Below are 17,169 nucleotides of genomic sequence, written 5' to 3'. Positions count from 1 at the left end.
GTCGTGGGATCTCGGGCGGAGTCTGCGGCTGGATCCCGGGGCCGGGGCGGCCCCGGGATCCGGTGCTCAGCCCTTGACGTAGGGGATGCCGCTGGCTCCCGGTGCGCGGGAGCGCCCGACGAGGCCGGCGACGGCGAAGACCGTCACCACGTAGGGCAGCATGCGCAGGAACTGGTCCGGGACCGGGGTCCCGAGCAGGCTGAGCACGTTCGAGAGGTTCGTTGCGAAGCCGAAGAGCAGGGCCGCGAAGAACGCACCGATCGGGTTCCACCGGCCGAAGATCAGCGCGGCCAGGGCGATGTAGCCCTGTCCGGCCGTCATGTCGCGGCCGAACCCGGAGACCGAGACCAGCGTGAAGAAGGACCCGCCGACGCCGGCGACGACACCGGCGAGCAGCACGTTCATGAACCGCATCCGGTTGACGTTGACGCCCAGGGTGTCCGCGGCCTTGGGGTGCTCGCCGACCGCGCGGGTGCGCAGGCCCCACCGGGAGCGGAAGAGCGCCACGTAGATGACGGCGACGGCGATGTACATGAGGTAGCCGACGATGGTCTGCTCGAAGAGGATCGGGCCCAGGATGGGGATCTCCGACAGCACCGGGATGCTCAGCACCGGAAGGCGCGGCGGCGAGTTCCACGTTTCGGCGTCCTTGCTCAGCACGGAGGAGAACAGGAAGCCGGTCAGGCCCGAGACGAGCACGTTGAGCACGACGCCGACGATCACCTGGTTGACGATGTAGCGGATGCTGAACACCGCCAGGAGGAAGGAGACGATGACGCCGGCGAGGGCGGCCGCGAACAGGCCGACGATGGCGCTGCCGGAGACTGACGCGGCGACGGCCGCCGCGAACGCCCCGAAGAGCAGCTGGCCCTCGATGGCGATGTTCACGACGCCGGAGCGTTCGCTGAGCACTCCGGAGAGGGAGCCGAAGATCAGCGGCACGGCCAGGGTCACCGACCCGGCGAGCAGCCCGTACAGGGCGACGTTGGGGTTGTTGGCGCTGCCGACGACCCAGGTGAGGAAGCCGATGAGGAAGAGCACCGCGAAGACGGCCACGAGCCAGACGGGCACCGCCGACCCGCGCCGGACTGCGAGGACCGCCAGGACCGCGAGGGCGGCCAGCACGACGGCGGTGAGCCAGCCGGTCGCCGCCGCGGGCAGCACCAGGTCGGGCAGCACGATGGCGTCGTTGGGGTCCGAGAGCCGGAAGGTCACATTGTTGCGGGGCGCTCCCGCACCGAAGACCAGCAGGGCGACGAGGGCCAGAACGGCCAGCAGGATCGGGGTCTTCCAGCTGCGGACTGCTCCTGCGGGTGCTGCGGAGCGGTCCGGGGCTGCGGTGGTGACTGTACTCATGCTGCGCCTCCGGTGGCTGCGGTCTTGCGGTTCCTGCGGGCCGGCTGGACGGCTCCCGGGGTGGGCAGGCGGAAGAGCGACCGCACCAGCGGTGGGGCCGCGATGAACAGGACGATCAGTGACTGTACGACCAGGACGATGTCGATGCTCGTTCCGGTCGAGGCCTGCATGGTGACGCCGCCGGCGCGGAAGGCCCCGAACAGGAGTCCCGCGGCGAACGTTCCCCACGGGCTGGAGCGGCCGAGCAGCGCGACGGTGATGGCGTCGAAGCCGAAGCTCGCGGCCACCCCGGAGGTGAGGACCTTCTCGGTGCCGGCGACCTGGGCCACACCGGCGAGCCCGGCGAGGGCGCCGGCGATGGCCATGGCGAGGATGTAGCCCTTGCTGACGCTCACTCCAGCGGTGCGGGCGGCGGAGGCATTGGCGCCCACGGCCCGCAGTTCGAAGCCGACGGTGGAGCGGTTCAGCAGCCACCAGACGAAGACCGTGGCCAGGACGGCGACGACGAAGCCCCAGTGGAGCCGGAAGCCGCTGCCCAGCAGCGGCGGGTAGAGCGCCGTCGCCTCGAGCTGCGGGCTGATCGGGTTCGTCGAGCCCGGGCGCTGGAAGCCGGGGGTGCTCAGCAGGTACAGCACCAGGTTGATGGCGATGTAGTTGAGCATGATGGTGAGGATGACCTCGTGGGCGCCGGTGCGCGCCTTGAGCACGCCGACCAGTCCGCCCCAGATCGCGCCGCCGAGCATGCCGGCGAGGATTACGAGCAGCAGGTGCACACCGAAGGGCAGGTCGAGGGTGAACCCGACCCAGCCGGCGAGGGTGGCGCCGATCAGGATCTGGCCCTGGGCGCCGATGTTGAACAGCCCGGCACGGAAGGCCAGGGCGACGCCGAGGCCGGCGCAGATCAGGGGCGTGGCGACGGTGAGGGTCTGGGTCAGCGGGTAGATCATCCGGGCGAAGCTGTCGCCGCCGGCATTGAAGACCGAGCCCTGGAACAGGGCGGCGTACGCACCGGAGGCGGCCGACCAGGCGGCGCCGAGAGTGTCCATGGGCCGGGAGAAGAAGTAGGAGGCGGAGCGGGCCACGTCTTCGTCGGTAACGGCGATCAGCAGCCCGCCGAGGATGAGCGAGAGGACCACGGCCAGCACGGCCACCAGGGCGTTGCCGGTCATGATCCGCTGCATCAGCGGCTGCTCATCCCCCGGTCCGGCCGCGGCGAGGGCGGCCGGGGCGGCGGGCACGGCCGGCGGCGGCACCTGTCCCCCACCGGTCTCGGCGGCGGCCTCGAGACGCCGTTCCTCCTCGCGGGCGGCCTCCTGGGCTGCCCGGCGGGTAGGCGGCTGACTGCCGGCGGTATCCGGTGTCACCGGCGGATTTTCCTGCGGACTCACTGGTCCCCTCCTTGAAGTTCGGTGGCCTGTGCCAGGGCCTCGTCGGCGTGCATGCCGGCCATCATCAGGCCCAGGACATCGCGCGAGGTGTCGGCCGGGACGATCCCCATCAGGCGTCCCCGGTACAGCACGGCGATACGGTCGGCGAGTTCGAGGACCTCGTCGAGCTCGGTGGAGACGATCATCACGGGGGTGCCGCCGTCGCGTTCGGCGACGATGCGTTTGTGGAGGAATTCGATGGACCCGACGTCGACGCCGCGGGTGGGCTGGGACGCGATGAACAGTTTGAGCGGCCGGGAGAACTCCCGAGCCATGACGACCTTCTGCTGGTTGCCGCCCGAGAGCGTTCCCGCCGCCGCGGAGGCGGACTGGGTGCGCACGTCGTATTCGGCGATCTTCTCCTGCGCGTTTTTCTCGATCACGGCGGGACGCATGGTCAGGCCGCGTGCGAAGGGCGCCTCGTCGTAGCGGTTGAGGATGAGGTTTTCGGCGACGGAGAAGGTGCCTACAAGGCCCTCGACGCTGCGGTCCTCGGGGACGAACCCGACGCCCTCCTTGATCACGTCGCGGACGCTGCGCCCCAGCAGCTCCTCGCCGTCGAGGGTGATGGAGCCGCTCACGTGTTCCTGGAGGCCCATGATGGCCTCCGTGAGCTCGGTCTGGCCATTGCCCTGGACGCCGGCGATGGCCAGGATCTCGCCCTGGGCGATGTCGAAGCTGAGCCCGTCGACGACGTGCTGGCCGTTGGCCGCGCGCACCGTGAGGTCACGCACCCGGAAGGTCACCTCGCCGGGGGCGGCCGGGGCCTTCTGGAGGGTCAGGCTGACCGAACGGCCCACCATCAGGGAGGCGAGTTCGGTGGTTGACGCGCCGGGTTCGGCGGTGCCGACCACTTTGCCGCGCCGGATGACGGTGATGACGTCGGAGACGGCCTTGACCTCGCGCAGCTTGTGGGAGATGAAGACGATCGACTTGCCGTCGGCCTTGAGCTGGCCCATGATGCCGAGCAGCTCGTCGGTTTCCTTGGGCGTCAGGACGGCCGTCGGTTCGTCGAGGATGAGCACCTCGGCGTCACGGACCAGGGCTTTAATGATCTCGACTCGCTGCTGGACGCCCACCGGGAGGTCCTCGACGGTGGCGTCGGGGTCGACGTCGAACCCGTACTGGTCGGAGATCTGCCGGATGCGGGTGCGGGTCTCTGAGAGGTTGAGGAGCCCGCCCGCGCCGACCGACTCATTCCCGAGCGCCACGTTCTCGGCGACGGTGAAGACGGGCACGAGCATGAAGTGCTGGTGCACCATGCCGATGCCCGAGGCCATCGCCTCGCCGGGGCCGGAGAAGGTCACGGGCTTGTCGTTGACGAGGATGGTGCCCTCGGTCGGCTGGTACAGCCCGTAGAGGACGTTCATGAGCGTCGACTTGCCGGCACCGTTTTCGCCCAGGAGGCTGTGGACCTGTCCGGGTTCGACCACGAGGTCGATGTGGTCGTTGGCGACCAGGGAACCAAACCGTTTGGTGATTCCTTTGAGTTCGAGTTTCACAACCCACCCAATCTGTTCTGTGCGGAGACTTTCATTGTTCGAACCGGCACCGGGTGCCCCCGCCCCGGTCCACAAAAACGAACCGCTTCCCTCCCGGGGATTGGATCCGCAGGAGGGAAGCGGTTCAAGACTGCCTTGTGCTACTTGGGGCTGGCTGCGGACTCAACCGCGATGTCGCCCGAGATGATCTGTTCCTTGATCTCGTCGAGCTCGCCCTGCAGCTCTTCGGGAACGTTGGCTTCCTGGTCGTGGAACGGGGCCAGGGCCACGCCCCCGTTCTCCAGGGTGCCGACGTACGGCGAGTTGTCGAAGTCGCCCTCGACGTCGGAGCTGATGACCTCGTTGACGGCGTCGCCCATGAGCTTCATGACGGAGGTGAGGATGAACTCCTCGCCCTTGCCTGCGGTCTCGTAGCCGTCGGAGTCGACCCACACGACGGTGGCCTTCTTGCCGCCCTCGTTGGCTTCGATCACGGCGTCGAGGGTGCCCAGGCCGACCGGCCCGGCGACCGGCATGATGACGTCGGCGCCTTCGTTGATGAAGTTCTGGGTGTTGGTCTTGCCCGCACCCTGGTCGTTGAAGTTGCCGATGAAGGTGCCGTTCTGGGCTTCCTTGTCCCAGCCGAGCAGCTCGACGTCGGCGTCCTTCTGCTCGTTGTAGTAGTCGACACCGTCCGAGAAGCCGTCCATGAAGATGGTGACTGTGGGGATGTTGATGCCGCCGTAGGTAGCGACCTTGCCGGTCTCGGACGTTGCCGCCGCCGCGTAGCCGGCCAGGAAGGCGGCCTGCGCCGTGTCGTAGATGATCGGCTTGACGTTGTCGGCCTCGATCGAGTTGTCGTCGACGATCGCGAAGTGCGCCTCGGGGTTGGCCTCGGCCGCTTCCTTGGTGGTGTCTGCGAGCAGGAAGCCGACGGTGACCGTGAGGTCGCAGCCCTGCTGGACCATCTGGTCGACGTTGGGACCGAAGTCGGTCTCGGCCTGGGACTCGGCCTGGTTGATCTCGATGCCGAGTTCCTCCTCGGCCTTCTTCAGTCCTTCGTAGCTCGACTGGTTGAAGGAGCGGTCGTCGAATCCGCCCGAGTCGGACACGATGCAGCCGAGGTAGTCCGAGCTCTCACCGGATCCACCGGCCTCCTCGGCGGGCGGTGCGCCGCAGGCGCTGAGAATGAGGGCCGACGCACCGAGGACGGCAGCCGAAAGGGCGGCGCCGCGCCTGGTTGTGCGCAGTGAGTTCTTCAATATTCCTCCAGAAAAGAAAGATGAGCCCCGCGGCTGAACGCCGGTGAGTGTCCGCTCCGAGTCGTGCTCGAAGCTCTGTTTTCACTGGTCGGGCCACGGCGCTGGCGGCACCTTGAGTGCAGCACAGTATGGGATCACTCTAGTGGGCGGGTGACGCGCGACACTACCACCGCCGTCGGCCACGTCAACATTGTTCGGGATTTGTTACACCTCAGGATATCCCACGGTGTGTGCCGGCCGCGCCGGTCAGCTCCAGTCAGTGCCGGTCAGTGGCGCAGGCCGAGCACCGCGCGCAGCGCGGCGGCGGCCATGACGCGCACGCCGCAGCCGATGGCGTGCTCGTCCGGAATGTAGTCGCCGCGGTGCAGGTCGAAGGTCTCGCCGCGCGGAGTGCGCGTGCCAAGGCGCATCATGGCGCCGGGCACCTCCTGGGTCATCCACGCGAAGTCCTCCCCGCCCATCGACTGCGGGGTGAGGACGACGGCGTCGGGGCCCAGTTCGGCGCGGGCGGCGGCTTCGAGCAGCCCGGTCTCCGCCTCGGAGTTGATCACCGGGGGCACGCCCCGGATATGTTCGAGCTGCACCTCCACCCCAAACGGTGCGGCGGCCTGGCGCACCGCATGGTCGAACAGGTCGCCGGCGGACTGCCAGGCCTCCCCGTCGAGGCAGCGCAGGGTGCCCGAGAGGAACCCGTGGGCAGGGATCGCGTTGGGCGCCGAGCCGGCGTGGATCTGGCCCCACACCACTGACACCGAACTGCGGACGTCGATGCGCCGGGAGAGCACGGCGGGCACGTTGACGGCGATGGAGGCCAGCGCGAAGGTCAGGTCCTCCGTCAGGTGCGGGCGCGAGGTGTGGCCGCCGCGTCCGGTGAGTTCGACCCGAAGGGTGTCGGAGGCCGAGGTGATCGCCCCGATGCGGGTGCCCACCTGGCCGACGTCGATGCGCGGGTCGCAGTGCAGGGCGAGGATGCGCGGGACATCGGCGAGGATCCCCTGGGCGATCACCTCGATCGCACCACCGGGCATCGTCTCCTCGGCGGGCTGGAAGATGATGCGCACCGTGCCGTCGAGGGGTGTCTGGGCGTCGATCGAGGCGAGCACCAGCGCCACGCCCACCATGACGGTGGTGTGGATGTCGTGGCCGCACGCGTGGGCCACGCCCGGGTTGACCGAGGCATACGCAAGGCCGGTCTCCTCGACGATCGGCAGCGCGTCGATGTCCGCGCGCAGGCCCACCTTGATGGGCCCCTGCCCGATGTCGACGCACACGCCCGTGTTTTCCAGCCGCTTGGGCTGCAGGCCGGCCTGCTCGAGGCGTTCGACGATGCGGTCTGTGGTCCGGTATTCCTTGTATGAAAGCTCGGGATGGGAGTGGAGGTCGCGCCGGAAGTGGGTCAGTTCTTCGAGCAGGGGGGCGAGCCACACGCCGATGTGCGGTACTGCTGCGTCGGGGCGTTTGAGTTCCACGCTCCAAGCCTACCGACCCGCGCCCCCGGAACCGTAAAGCGGGCGCCGGCCGGCGTCACCGAAGGTCTCAGGACCTGCCCCGGCCGGCCTCCGCCCTGACCTGGTCCCGTCCGCGGCCGGGTCAGAGGACGTCGGTGTCGCCGCTGGCCCGCAGGTGCTCCACGGCCTTCTTGACCTCCTGAGCGTGTTCCTTGGTCGTCACCAGCAGCGCGTCGGGGGTGTCGACGATGACGACGTCGTTGATGCCGATCAGCGCGATCACCCGTTTGGTATCGGAAACGACGATGCCTGAGGCGTTTTCGGCGAAGACCCGCGCCCCCTCCCCCATCACAGTGATCTTGCTGGTTTCGGTGGCCGGGTGCAGCCTGCCGATCGCCGCGAAGTCTCCGACGTCGTCCCAGGTGAACCTGCCCGGGATCATGGCGACGTCGCCGGCTGCAGCTGCGGGCTCGGCCACGGCGTAATCGATGGCGATCTTCGGCAGGGACGGCCAGACCCGCCGCGCGGTCTTCACCCGGCGCGGGGTGTCCCAGTCGTCGGCGATTTCGCTCAGGCCGGCGTAGAGCTCGGGCTCGTTCGCCTCGAGGTGCTTGAGCATCAGCGCCACCGGTGCCACGAACATGCCGGCGTTCCAGCTGTATTTGCCCGACTCGAGGTAGCCGCGCGCCACCGGCTCCGAGGGCTTCTCGACGAACTCGATGACGGCGTGCGCGCTGGGCGCCCCCGCGATGTCGAGAGGCTCGCCCGCCCGGATGTACCCGAACCCGGTGGACGGGTGCGACGGCTCGATGCCGATGGTGACGATATAGCCCTGGGCCGCCGTGTGGATCGCCTCGCGCACCGCGTCCTGGAAGACGTCGACGGGGGTGATGACCTGGTCTGCGGCGAAGGAGCCCATGATGATGTCCGGGTCCCGGCGGTACAGGATGGCCGCGGCCAGTCCAATGGCCGCCGCCGAATCCTTGGGCTCGCTCTCAAGGACAAGGTTGGTGTCCTCAAGCTCGGGCAGCTGGGCGAGGACCGCCCGGCGGTGCACCACACCGGTGACGACCATGGTGCGCCCCGGACACAGCGGCCCGAGCCGGTCGTAGGTCGCCCGGATCAGGGTGCTGCCGGAGCCGGTGAGATCGTGCAGGAACTTCGGCGCGGCGGCGCGGGACAGCGGCCACAGCCGGGTGCCGACCCCGCCCGCGGGGATCACGGCGTGGAAGCGGTCGAACACGTTCTGGGGTTGGGCGGCTGCCCTCTCTGTAGTCATCGCCTCCCACGTTAGCTGACACCTCGGGAGCGCGCGGGAACGATTTTCGGAAACACCAGTACCGCGGTCCGGTCCGTCAATGTGAATAGCCTCACAGTATAGGGGAGCCTAAATTGAAGGCGGCCCGTCCACGGCCTAGATTATCCTTGACTTAGAGTGCTCTCGCACCGGCGACATTCCTGCGTGGAAGACACGCTAACGCCCGTGCGATGCAGGGAGGTAAATTCAATGCCGAAGACACCAGCTGGCACCCTCTACCGTGGCCGGGAGGGCCAGTGGTCGTGGGTAGCACACCGCATCACCGGGGTAGTGATTTTCTTCTTCCTCCTCGTCCATGTCCTGGACACGTCGCTGGTCCGGGTCTCACCGGAAGCCTATGACGCGGTCATCGCCGCCTATAAGAACCCCATCATGGGCCTGGGCGAGCTCGGCCTCGTCGGCGCCATCGTGTTCCACGCCTTCAATGGACTCCGCGTCATCGCCGTGGACTTCTGGAAGAAGGGCCCGCGCTACCACCGCCAGATGCTGTGGGGCGTCGTCGGCCTCTGGGCGCTGACAATGTTCGCCTTCTCCATCCGCCATCTTTCGGTTGTCTTCGGAGGTCACTAAGCCATGGCTGTTCCCACTGTAGAAAGCCCCCGCTCGGGGCGCGTCTCCCCCGGCTACTCCCGCACCCGCTCCTCCCGCGGCAACTTCGAGATGGGCGCCTGGCTGTTCATGCGCCTGTCCGGGGTGGTCCTCGTCGTGATGATCTTCGTCCACCTGTGGACGTCCCTGGTGGCCGGCGACGGCATCAGCCAGGTCGACTTCGGCTTCGTGGCCGGCAAGTGGGCCAGCCCGGTCTGGCAGGTCTGGGACCTGGTGATGCTCTGGCTGGCCATGCTGCACGGCACCAACGGCGTGCGCACCATCATCAACGACTACGCGGAGAAGAACTCGACGCGCATGTGGCTCAAGGGCGTGCTCTACACGGCCACCGTCGTCATCATCCTCCTGGGCACCCTTGTCATCTTCACCTTCGACCCCTGCCCGGTCATCGACGGCGTGGCCCACGTCGCCTCCTACTGCCCCACCGCGTAGCGGCGCAGGCCGCCCGGGCGGCCGCTTCATTGTTTCAACAGAAAGAGCGACAAGCATGCAGGTCCACAAGTACGACGTCGTCATCGTCGGAGCAGGCGGCGCAGGGATGCGCGCGGCCATCGAGTCCGGCCAGCGGGCGCGCACGGCTGTACTGACAAAGCTCTACCCCACGCGCTCACACACCGGCGCCGCCCAGGGCGGCATGTGCGCCGCTCTCGCCAATGTCGAGGAAGACAACTGGGAGTGGCACACGTTCGACACCGTCAAGGGCGGTGACTACCTCGTCGACCAGGACGCCGCGGAGGTGATGGCCAAGGAAGCCATCGACGCCGTGCTCGACCTCGAGAAAATGGGGCTGCCGTTCAACCGGACCCCCGAGGGACGCATCGACCAGCGGCGCTTCGGCGGCCACACCCGCGACCACGGCAAGGCGCCGGTCCGGCGGTCCTGCTACGCCGCGGACCGCACCGGGCACATGATCCTTCAGACGCTTTATCAAAACTGCGTCAAGCACAACGTCGAGTTCTACAACGAGTACTACGTCCTCGACCTGCTGATGGTCGACCAGGAAGTGACAGTCGACGGGGTGACCCGCCTGCAGAAGCGCGTCGCCGGCGTCGTCTCCTACGACCTCGCCTCCGGGGAGCTCCACATCTTCCAGGCGAAGTCGGTCGTCTTCGCCTCCGGCGGTGTCGGCAAGGTCTACAAGACCACCTCCAACGCCCACACCCTCACCGGCGACGGCATGGGCATCGCTTTCCGCCGCGGCATCCCCCTCGAGGACATGGAGTTCTTCCAGTTCCATCCGACCGGCCTCGCCGGGCTGGGCATCCTGCTCTCGGAGGCTGCCCGCGGCGAGGGCGCGATCCTGCGCAACTCCGAGGGCGAACGCTTCATGGAGCGCTACGCACCGACCATCAAGGACCTCGCCCCGCGCGACATCGTCGCCCGCTCGATGGCCAACGAGGTCCGCGAGGGCCGGGGCTCCGGGCCGAACAAGGACTATGTGCTTCTCGACCTGACGCACCTTGAGCCGGCGCACATCGACGCGAAGCTCCCGGACATCACCGAATTCGCACGCACCTACCTCGGCGTTGAGCCCTATACCGAGCCGGTGCCGGTGTTCCCGACGGCCCACTACGCCATGGGCGGGATCCCCACGAACATCAAGGCCGAGGTCCTGCAGGACAACGACACCATCGTGCCCGGGCTTTACGCCGCCGGCGAGGTGGCCTGCGTCTCGGTGCACGGCTCGAACCGGCTGGGGACCAACTCGCTGCTCGACATCAACGTCTTCGGCAAGCGCGCCGGCATCTACGCCGCGGAGTACGCCCTTACCGCCGACTTCGTCGACATCCCCGAGGACCCGCTGGCCGATACCGTCGCCCTGCTCGACACAGCCGCCAGTTCCGAGGGTGGGGAGCGCGTCGCCCAGATCCGCAAGGAACTCCAGGACATCATGGACGCCAACGTCCAGGTGTTCCGCACCGAGGAGACCCTGCTCGAGGCGCTGCGCGTCATTGACGGGCTCGAGGAGCGTTATAAGCGCATCTCCGTCCAGGACAAGGGCAAGCGGTTCAACCTCGACCTCCTCGAGGCCGTCGAGCTCGGGTTCCTGCTGGACATGGCCAAGGTCATGACGGCCGCGGCCCTGCACCGCAAGGAGTCCCGCGGGGGCCACTTCCGCGAGGACTACCCGACCCGCGACGACGAGAACTTCATGACCCACTCGATGGCCTACAAGGACCCCAGCGCCGTCGAGACCAGCGGCGTCCGCCTTGAGACCAAGCCGGTCATTTTCACCCGTTACCAGCCGATGGAGCGTAAGTACTGATGAGCACCCCAACCATCGAAAAAGAGCCGGCCTCGAAGGTCGAGCTTCCCGCCGGCGTCGGGGGCGGGGAAATCCCCTCCTTCGACATCACGCTCAAGGTCCGCCGCTACAACCCCGAGGTCTCCGACGAGGCGCACTGGGACGAGTGGCAGCTGACCATGTACGGCACCGACCGCGTGCTCGACGCCCTGCACAAGGTCAAATGGGAGCACGACGGTTCGGTCTCCTTCCGCCGCTCCTGCGCCCACGGTGTCTGCGGTTCCGACGCAATGCGCATCAACGGCCGCAACCGGCTCGCCTGCAAGACCCTGCTGAAGGACCTTGACACTTCCAAGCCGATCCTGGTCGAGCCGATCAAGGGCCTGCCGGTGGAGAAGGACCTGATCGTGGACATGGAGCCGTTCTTCCAGTCCTACCGCGAGATCATGCCGTTCCTGATCACCAAGGGCCACGAGCCCACCCGGGAGCGCCTGCAGTCCGCCGAGGACCGGGAGCGCTACGACGACACCACCAAGTGCATCCTGTGCGCCGCGTGCACCTCGTCCTGCCCCGTGTTCTGGACCGACGGCCAGTACTTCGGCCCCGCCGCGATCGTCAATGCGCACCGGTTCATCTTCGACTCCCGCGACGACGCCGGCGACATGCGCCTTGAGATCCTCAACGACAAGGAAGGCGTGTGGCGCTGCCGCACGACCTTCAACTGCTCGGAAGCCTGCCCGCGCGGCATCCAGGTCACCAAGGCCATCTCCGAGGTCAAGCAGGCCATCCTGACCCGCAAGATCTGACCCGACGCGGTACCGGTGGCCCCGGCCACCGCTGCGTCCGAAAAGGGCGGCCCCGGCGGGGCCGCCCTTTTCGCGTCCCGCCCTTTTGGCATCGCGCCCTTTCCGATCCCGGCCGGGCGTCTCCCGCCCCCGGCTGCATCCCCGCTGCGGAGGGCGCCGGGTCAGGGCCTGCGGCGGGCCTTTCGGCTCTGCTGCCGCAGCGTCCCCGCCTTTTCCCGGTGCTCGTGGGCGGCCAGCGCCTCGGCGTCGGCCGTTCCCACGGCGCCCCACGCCGCCGCCAGGAGGTACACCTGGCTCAGCAGGTAGAACCAGACGAAGAGACCGAGGATCACGGCGAACGGGGCGAGCAACGGCGAGCTGGCAACACCTGCAAGGAGCGTCGCGCTCAGGGTGCGCAGCACGGTACTGCCCACCCCCGCGAAGGCCGCGGCCTGCAGCAGGACCTTCCGGGGCATGTCGATCGCGGAGGTGGTGTGGAGCAGGAGGGACGCGACCGCCGTATCGAGGACGAGCATGATGGCGAAGCCTGCGAACCGCGTCAACGGACGCGACGCCTCGGTCATCCCCACCAGGTCAAGGGCGAAGTCGAGCATCGTATTGGCGATGAATCCGACGCCGGTCGTCACCAGCAGCGCGACGGCCAGGACCAGCAGCACCGCGAGATCCCTGAAGATGGTCCTTACTGCGCTCTCGGTGACCGGGCCCAGGGCGAAGATGCTCCGCATGCCCGCCCGGATGCCGGCCATCCAGACGAGCGAGGAGATGAGCATGACGGCCGTGGAGATGACGAGCGCGGCACCGAACCCCGCCCCCGAGAACAGTTCCTCCCGGGTGGCGAGTCCGCCGTCGCCGGTGTCGATGAGGCCGGGCGTGGTGGCCCCGACCGTTTCGACGATGAGGTCCTGCAGGCGGGTGTCCCCGGCGATGACCAGGCCGAGGATGGAGAACCCCGCCACGAGCATCGCGGCGATCGCGAAGAACATTCGGTAAGCGATGCCTGCGGCCAGCAGCGCCCCGCGGCGCAGGGCGTACAGCTGGAATGCCCGCAGCGGCCGCAGGGCGCTCAGCCGGGCGAGCGCGACCCGGAGACGCGCGGCGACGACGGCCACAGAGCCCGCGTGGTCCCGCTCGGCACGGGTGAGGTTCTGGCGTGCTTCGAGGATCTTCACGACCAGCCGGGCATGGTCGGCCGGCGAGGCGGGATCAGCGCTCCTCGCGGTCCTCGGTGTCTTCGCCAAAGCTCAGCTCTTCCCGCAGTTTCCACAGCCCAGAATGCTCATGCTCATACAGTCCCATGGTACGGACCTCGAAGGAGGCGTCGAAGGACCTCAGCTGGTGCGCGGCCTGGTCCATACTGGCCTCGCTCACGTCGTGGGCGACGGTGACGTGCGGGTGGTAGGGGAACTCGAGGGTGCGTTCGAGGGGTCCAATCTGCAGCCGGGAGTGAAGCTCGACGCACTCCCGGAATCCGGCCCGCACGTTGAGGAACACCACGGGTGACAGCGGCCGGAAGGAGCCGGTGCCGCTGAGCGTCACAGTGAAGGGACCCTGCTTCGCGGCCACGGCGCGTACGTGCTCGAGCGTCCACTCCCAGTCGGTGGCCGGCGTCGTGGTGATGAGGGTGATGTGCGGGGGCACGAGGAAGGCCATGGGATCCCCAAAGGAGGCCCGCCAGCGTTCGAGCTCCGCCGCCAGCGGTTCGGGTACCGGCAGCGTGACGCCCACGCAGGTGGTTTCGGGCAGTCCCGGCCCGGCGTCGGCCGGGTCGCGGCGCAGCTCACTCATCCGCTGCCGCATGGCCTAACGTGCCCCGGCCGGGACCGGAGTGGGAAGAAACCCCACCTTCGCATACACATCGGCCAGCGTCGCCGAGGCGGTCTCCCGCGCCTTGGCCGCCCCCTTGGCGAGCAGGCGATCGAGTTCGGCCGGATCGTCCAGGAGGTCGGCGGCGCGCGCCTGGATGGGCCCGAGGGACTCGGCAACCACCTCGGCCAGGTCCACCTTCAGGTGCCCGTACATCCGTCCCTCGTACTCCGCCTCGAGGGACGGGATGGAGCGGCCGGTCAGCGCGGAGTAGATCGTCAGCAGGTTTGAGATCCCGGGCTTCTCATCGCGGTCGAACGTGATCGACGTGCCCGCATCGGTCACCGCCGACCGGATGCGCTTCGCCGTGACCTTCGGATCGTCAAGCAGGTTGACCAGCCCCATCGGGGACGAGGCCGACTTCGACATCTTGGCCGTCGGGTTCTGCAGGTCGTAGATCTTGGCCGATTCCTTCTGGATAAAGGGCTTGGGCACCACGAAGGTTTCCCCGAAGCGGGCGTTGAACCGCTGCGCGAGGTCGCGGCTGAGTTCGACGTGCTGGCGCTGGTCCTCCCCCACCGGGACGCCCTCGGGCTGGTACAGCAGGATGTCCGCCGCCTGGAGGATGGGGTAGGTGAACAGGCCGACGCTGGCCTGCTCGGAGCCCTGCTTCGAAGCCTTGTCCTTGAACTGGGTCATCCGCGAGGCCTCACCGAACCCGGTGATGCAGTTGAGCACCCAGGCCAGCTGGGCGTGCTCGGGCACATGGGACTGGACGAACAGGGTGGCCTTGTCCACGTCCACCCCGCCGGCGATGTACTGGGCGGCGGTGATCCGGGTCCGTTCCGCGAGCTCTGCGGGGTCCTGCGGCACGGTGATCGCATGCAGATCCGGGATGAAGAACACCGCGTCGTAGTCCTCCTGCATCCGGACCCAATGCACCAGCGCACCGAGGTAGTTGCCGAGGTGGAGCGATCCCGCGGAGGGCTGCATCCCCGAGAGGATGCGCTGGCGGCCGGTGGGTGCGGTGAGTGTCATGGCGCGCGTCCTGTCGTCTAGAGAGAGTAGTCAACGACCACGGGGGCGTGGTCGGAAAAACGGGTGTCCCACGACGGTGCGCGGTCGACGGTGGCCTCGACCGCCGCTGCGGCGAGCCCGGGGGTCGCGAGGTGGTAGTCGATCCGCCAGCCGGTGTCATTGTCAAAGGCCTTCCCGCGCCAGGACCACCAGGTGTAGGGGCCGTCGACGTCGCCGGAGAGGGCCCGGTGGACGTCGACATAGCCGACGCCGTCGCCGAAGAACCGGTCGAAGTAGGCGCGCTCCTCGGGCAGGAAGCCGGCCTTCTTCAGGTTGCCCTTCCAGTTGCGGATGTCCCGCTCGGTGTGGCCGACGTTGAGGTCGCCGACAACGAGCACGTGGTCCGACTCGGCGGCGAGCGCCGGCAGGCGGGCCTCCATGACATCGAGGAAGCGGTACTTGTCGTCCTGTTTGGGGGTGCCGACGTCGCCGGAGTGGACATAGGCGCTCACCACCGTGAGGGAGGAGCCGTTGACCTTGAAGTCGGCCTCGACCCAGCGCCCCGAGGTGTCGAAGTAGGGCTCCCCGATCGAGGACCGGGTGGCGGAAGGTTCGACGCGGGAGGCGATGGCCACCCCGGCGCGGCCCTTGGCCTCCGCCTCGGCGTGGAGCAGGTGCCAGGAATCCCCGAGCAGTTCGCGCACCACGGCGTCGGGGGCGCGCACCTCCTGCAGGCAGAGAATGTCGACGTCGCGCCCGGCCAGCCACTGCTCCATGCCGCGCTTGTAGGCGGCACGGATTCCGTTGACGTTTACTGTTGCAATCCGGAGGGGTTTCATCGGGATATCGGAAGCGGCACTCACTCGACCCACCTTACCCCGGAGCACCGGGCGAATCATGTTGGCGGAACCCGATCAGGACGGCTGGGGGCCTAGTCGACGATGGTGCCCTCGACGGGCCCCTCACCGGCGTTCTTCATCATCGACCGGGCGTTGTGCGAGGTGATCTCGATGGTCTCCAGGGCGCGCTCAACCATGCCTTCGTCACGGCCGAGGTATTCGCGGACGACGCCCACCTGGACCTGGACGATCTTGAAGCTGTGATCGAGCTTTAGGTCGCGGGCGCGGGTCGCCTCGTCGGAGGGCCCGGCCTGGCGCTGGGCCGGGGCGAAGCCCTGCTGCGCCTCGCTGAAGCGGTCAGCGGCCTTCCGTGCGGCCCCCCGGAGGGTGAAGACCACGTAGGAGAAGATGAGCAGCCAGCCGAGGGAGATGAGCACGACGAGCCAGCCGACGACGTCGTTCTCGTTGGCCGCGAACACCACGGCGACGAGGAAAACGACGATCATGATGGCCATGCCCACCGTCCCCATGCGGACGCTGATACCCCGGCGGGCGGGCTTTCCTGTGCTTCCCAAAGACTGCATAGGCCCATTCTTCCAAACAACGAACCCCCTCCCGACGGCTTCCACCACCGGCGAACGCCCGCGCGCACGCACCCGCCGCACCGGGCCCGGAAAAGTTTTCCCCGATCCACCCATCCGTGATGCATCTCACCCCGAACCTCCTGTGTGCGCGCCCCTACCGGCCTGCATCATCCGCACTTATGGAGGAAATTCTCATGACCAAGAAAATGCGTCTCCTTGCAGCCCCAGCCCTCGCCCTCGGCGCGGTCGCCCTGGCGGGATCCCCCGCCCTGGCCGCGGACGGCTCCTACTCATCGACCCTCGGCCAACTGAACGGCACCACGGGAACCGGCAGCATCACCGTCGATGTCACCGGCGACACCGCCATGGTCAACCTTCAGGTTTCCGGCCTTGCAGAGACCTTCATGGACGGGCCCTACCCCCACGTCCAGCACATCCACGGCGGCGCCCAGGGCGTCTGCCCGACCCCTGAGGCCGATGCCAACGGCGACGGGATCATCAGCGTCAGTGAAGGCGCCCCGGGCTACGGCGGCATCCTCACCACCCTGAGCACCAGCGGTGCCACGACCCCCGACGAGGGCCTGAACCTGGCACTGGGCGGACAGGGCGGAACCTACTCCATCCAGCGTTCCATCGAGCTCAACGCGGAAACCAAGGCCGCACTCGAAGCCGGAACCGCCGTCGTGGTGGTCCACGGCCTCGACCCCGCCACCTCGACCGGCTCGGAAGAAGCGTTCAACTCGCCCAGCGACCTGAACCCCGACCTCCCGCTGGGTGCCACCTCGCCCGCGCTGTGTGGCACGCTCGTCGCCTCGCAGATGGGGGCCATGCCCAACGGCGGCGCGGACACCGGCGTCGAGCAGGGGGTTGCAGGCGATAACACCGCCATGATCGCCCTCGGTGGTGGCCTGCTCCTCGCGGCAGCAGCCGGCGGCACCTACGCCGTCCGCCGCCGTTCAGCGGACAACGCGTAA

16 protein-coding genes are annotated in these 17,169 nt (G+C 68.1%); 5 read left to right on the top strand and 11 right to left on the bottom strand.

Going from position 1 to position 17,169, the window contains the following annotated elements; translation table 11 throughout:
* Nucleotides 1–66: 66 nt before the first annotated feature.
* From GVV77_RS01205 to GVV77_RS01180, 6 genes are all read right to left on the bottom strand, one after another.
* Nucleotides 67–1,356: an ABC transporter permease gene (locus GVV77_RS01205; RefSeq protein WP_159615617.1), complete on the bottom strand. Its 1,290-nt coding sequence runs from the start codon at nucleotides 1,354–1,356 to the stop codon at nucleotides 67–69.
* The gene (locus GVV77_RS01200; protein WP_159616131.1) at nucleotides 1,353–2,720 is read right to left on the bottom strand and encodes an ABC transporter permease; all 1,368 of its coding nucleotides are present in this window, start codon (nucleotides 2,718–2,720) and stop codon (nucleotides 1,353–1,355) included. Before GVV77_RS01200 ends, GVV77_RS01205 begins: the two co-directional genes overlap by 4 nt.
* Nucleotides 2,721–2,740: 20 nt before the next feature.
* Nucleotides 2,741–4,285 carry an ABC transporter ATP-binding protein gene (locus tag GVV77_RS01195; protein WP_159615615.1) on the bottom strand — a complete coding sequence of 515 codons (1,545 nt, stop codon included), beginning with the start codon at nucleotides 4,283–4,285 and terminating at the stop codon, nucleotides 2,741–2,743.
* Between the two features lie 140 nt (nucleotides 4,286–4,425).
* Nucleotides 4,426–5,526, bottom strand: a complete 1,101-nt coding sequence (locus tag GVV77_RS01190; RefSeq protein ID WP_159615613.1) for a BMP family lipoprotein — start codon at nucleotides 5,524–5,526, stop codon at nucleotides 4,426–4,428.
* A gap of 266 nt (nucleotides 5,527–5,792) precedes the next feature.
* Nucleotides 5,793–6,995 carry an amidohydrolase gene (locus GVV77_RS01185; RefSeq protein ID WP_120167029.1) on the bottom strand — a complete coding sequence of 401 codons (1,203 nt, stop codon included), beginning with the start codon at nucleotides 6,993–6,995 and terminating at the stop codon, nucleotides 5,793–5,795.
* Nucleotides 6,996–7,116: 121 nt separating this feature from the next.
* Nucleotides 7,117–8,253 (bottom strand): mannose-1-phosphate guanylyltransferase, encoded by a 1,137-nt coding sequence (locus tag GVV77_RS01180; RefSeq protein WP_159615611.1) that lies wholly within the window; start codon nucleotides 8,251–8,253, stop codon nucleotides 7,117–7,119.
* 228 nt (nucleotides 8,254–8,481) lie between these two features.
* Between GVV77_RS01180 and sdhC the strand changes: the two genes are divergently transcribed.
* From sdhC to GVV77_RS01160, 4 genes are read left to right on the top strand one after another with little or no spacing between them, the layout of a single operon-like run.
* Nucleotides 8,482–8,862 carry a succinate dehydrogenase, cytochrome b556 subunit gene (gene sdhC / locus GVV77_RS01175; RefSeq protein ID WP_159615609.1) on the top strand — a complete coding sequence of 127 codons (381 nt, stop codon included), beginning with the start codon at nucleotides 8,482–8,484 and terminating at the stop codon, nucleotides 8,860–8,862.
* 3 nt (nucleotides 8,863–8,865) lie between these two features.
* On the top strand, nucleotides 8,866–9,333 hold the full coding sequence (locus tag GVV77_RS01170; protein ID WP_159615607.1) for a succinate dehydrogenase hydrophobic membrane anchor subunit: 468 nt from the start codon (nucleotides 8,866–8,868) through the stop codon (nucleotides 9,331–9,333).
* A 55-nt stretch (nucleotides 9,334–9,388) separates the two neighbouring features.
* Nucleotides 9,389–11,167: a succinate dehydrogenase flavoprotein subunit gene (sdhA, locus tag GVV77_RS01165; protein ID WP_159615605.1), complete on the top strand. Its 1,779-nt coding sequence runs from the start codon at nucleotides 9,389–9,391 to the stop codon at nucleotides 11,165–11,167.
* A complete protein-coding gene (locus tag GVV77_RS01160) occupies nucleotides 11,167–11,952 on the top strand; it encodes a succinate dehydrogenase iron-sulfur subunit (protein ID WP_120167038.1) in 786 nt (261 codons plus the stop codon). The genes sdhA and GVV77_RS01160 overlap by 1 nt, the downstream gene beginning before the upstream one ends.
* Nucleotides 11,953–12,113: 161 nt before the next feature.
* Here GVV77_RS01160 and GVV77_RS01155 read toward each other — a convergent pair whose 3' ends face one another.
* The 5 genes from GVV77_RS01155 to GVV77_RS01135 all read right to left on the bottom strand — a co-directional run bounded on the left by GVV77_RS01155 (nucleotide 12,114) and on the right by GVV77_RS01135 (nucleotide 16,195).
* Nucleotides 12,114–13,190, bottom strand: coding sequence for a YihY/virulence factor BrkB family protein (locus tag GVV77_RS01155; protein WP_159615603.1), 1,077 nt, complete (start codon nucleotides 13,188–13,190; stop codon nucleotides 12,114–12,116).
* Nucleotides 13,156–13,737, bottom strand: coding sequence for a 2'-5' RNA ligase family protein (locus tag GVV77_RS01150; protein WP_246199559.1), 582 nt, complete (start codon nucleotides 13,735–13,737; stop codon nucleotides 13,156–13,158). Before GVV77_RS01150 ends, GVV77_RS01155 begins: the two co-directional genes overlap by 35 nt.
* Before the next feature lie 15 nt (nucleotides 13,738–13,752).
* Nucleotides 13,753–14,793, bottom strand: coding sequence for a tryptophan--tRNA ligase (trpS, locus tag GVV77_RS01145; protein ID WP_159615599.1), 1,041 nt, complete (start codon nucleotides 14,791–14,793; stop codon nucleotides 13,753–13,755).
* A gap of 17 nt (nucleotides 14,794–14,810) precedes the next feature.
* Nucleotides 14,811–15,611, bottom strand: a complete 801-nt coding sequence (locus GVV77_RS01140; protein WP_159616130.1) for an exodeoxyribonuclease III — start codon at nucleotides 15,609–15,611, stop codon at nucleotides 14,811–14,813.
* Nucleotides 15,612–15,703: 92 nt separating this feature from the next.
* Nucleotides 15,704–16,195, bottom strand: a complete 492-nt coding sequence (locus GVV77_RS01135) for a hypothetical protein (protein WP_159615597.1) — start codon at nucleotides 16,193–16,195, stop codon at nucleotides 15,704–15,706.
* Nucleotides 16,196–16,389: 194 nt separating this feature from the next.
* On the opposite strand from GVV77_RS01135, the gene GVV77_RS01130 reads away from it, so the two are divergent.
* Nucleotides 16,390–17,169: a CHRD domain-containing protein gene (locus tag GVV77_RS01130; RefSeq protein ID WP_159615595.1), complete on the top strand. Its 780-nt coding sequence runs from the start codon at nucleotides 16,390–16,392 to the stop codon at nucleotides 17,167–17,169.

This window comes from Arthrobacter zhaoguopingii, from assembly GCF_009828605.1.
Taxonomy (GTDB): Bacteria; Actinomycetota; Actinomycetes; order Actinomycetales; family Micrococcaceae; genus Arthrobacter_D; species Arthrobacter_D zhaoguopingii.
Note: the sequence above shows the minus strand (reverse complement) of the source record. Positions and strands in the feature narration are given on the sequence as shown.

Coding starts and splice junctions, on each gene's coding strand:
- GVV77_RS01205 (WP_159615617.1), bottom strand. CDS start 1,356: ATGAGTACAGTCACCACCGCAGCCCCGGACCGCTCCGCAGCACCCGCA.
- GVV77_RS01180 (WP_159615611.1), bottom strand. CDS start 8,253: ATGACTACAGAGAGGGCAGCCGCCCAACCCCAGAACGTGTTCGACCGC.
- sdhC (WP_159615609.1), top strand. CDS start 8,482: ATGCCGAAGACACCAGCTGGCACCCTCTACCGTGGCCGGGAGGGCCAG.
- GVV77_RS01170 (WP_159615607.1), top strand. CDS start 8,866: ATGGCTGTTCCCACTGTAGAAAGCCCCCGCTCGGGGCGCGTCTCCCCC.
- sdhA (WP_159615605.1), top strand. CDS start 9,389: ATGCAGGTCCACAAGTACGACGTCGTCATCGTCGGAGCAGGCGGCGCA.
- GVV77_RS01160 (WP_120167038.1), top strand. CDS start 11,167: ATGAGCACCCCAACCATCGAAAAAGAGCCGGCCTCGAAGGTCGAGCTT.
- GVV77_RS01150 (WP_246199559.1), bottom strand. CDS start 13,737: ATGAGTGAGCTGCGCCGCGACCCGGCCGACGCCGGGCCGGGACTGCCC.
- trpS (WP_159615599.1), bottom strand. CDS start 14,793: ATGACACTCACCGCACCCACCGGCCGCCAGCGCATCCTCTCGGGGATG.
- GVV77_RS01140 (WP_159616130.1), bottom strand. CDS start 15,611: ATGAAACCCCTCCGGATTGCAACAGTAAACGTCAACGGAATCCGTGCC.
- GVV77_RS01135 (WP_159615597.1), bottom strand. CDS start 16,195: ATGCAGTCTTTGGGAAGCACAGGAAAGCCCGCCCGCCGGGGTATCAGC.
- GVV77_RS01130 (WP_159615595.1), top strand. CDS start 16,390: ATGACCAAGAAAATGCGTCTCCTTGCAGCCCCAGCCCTCGCCCTCGGC.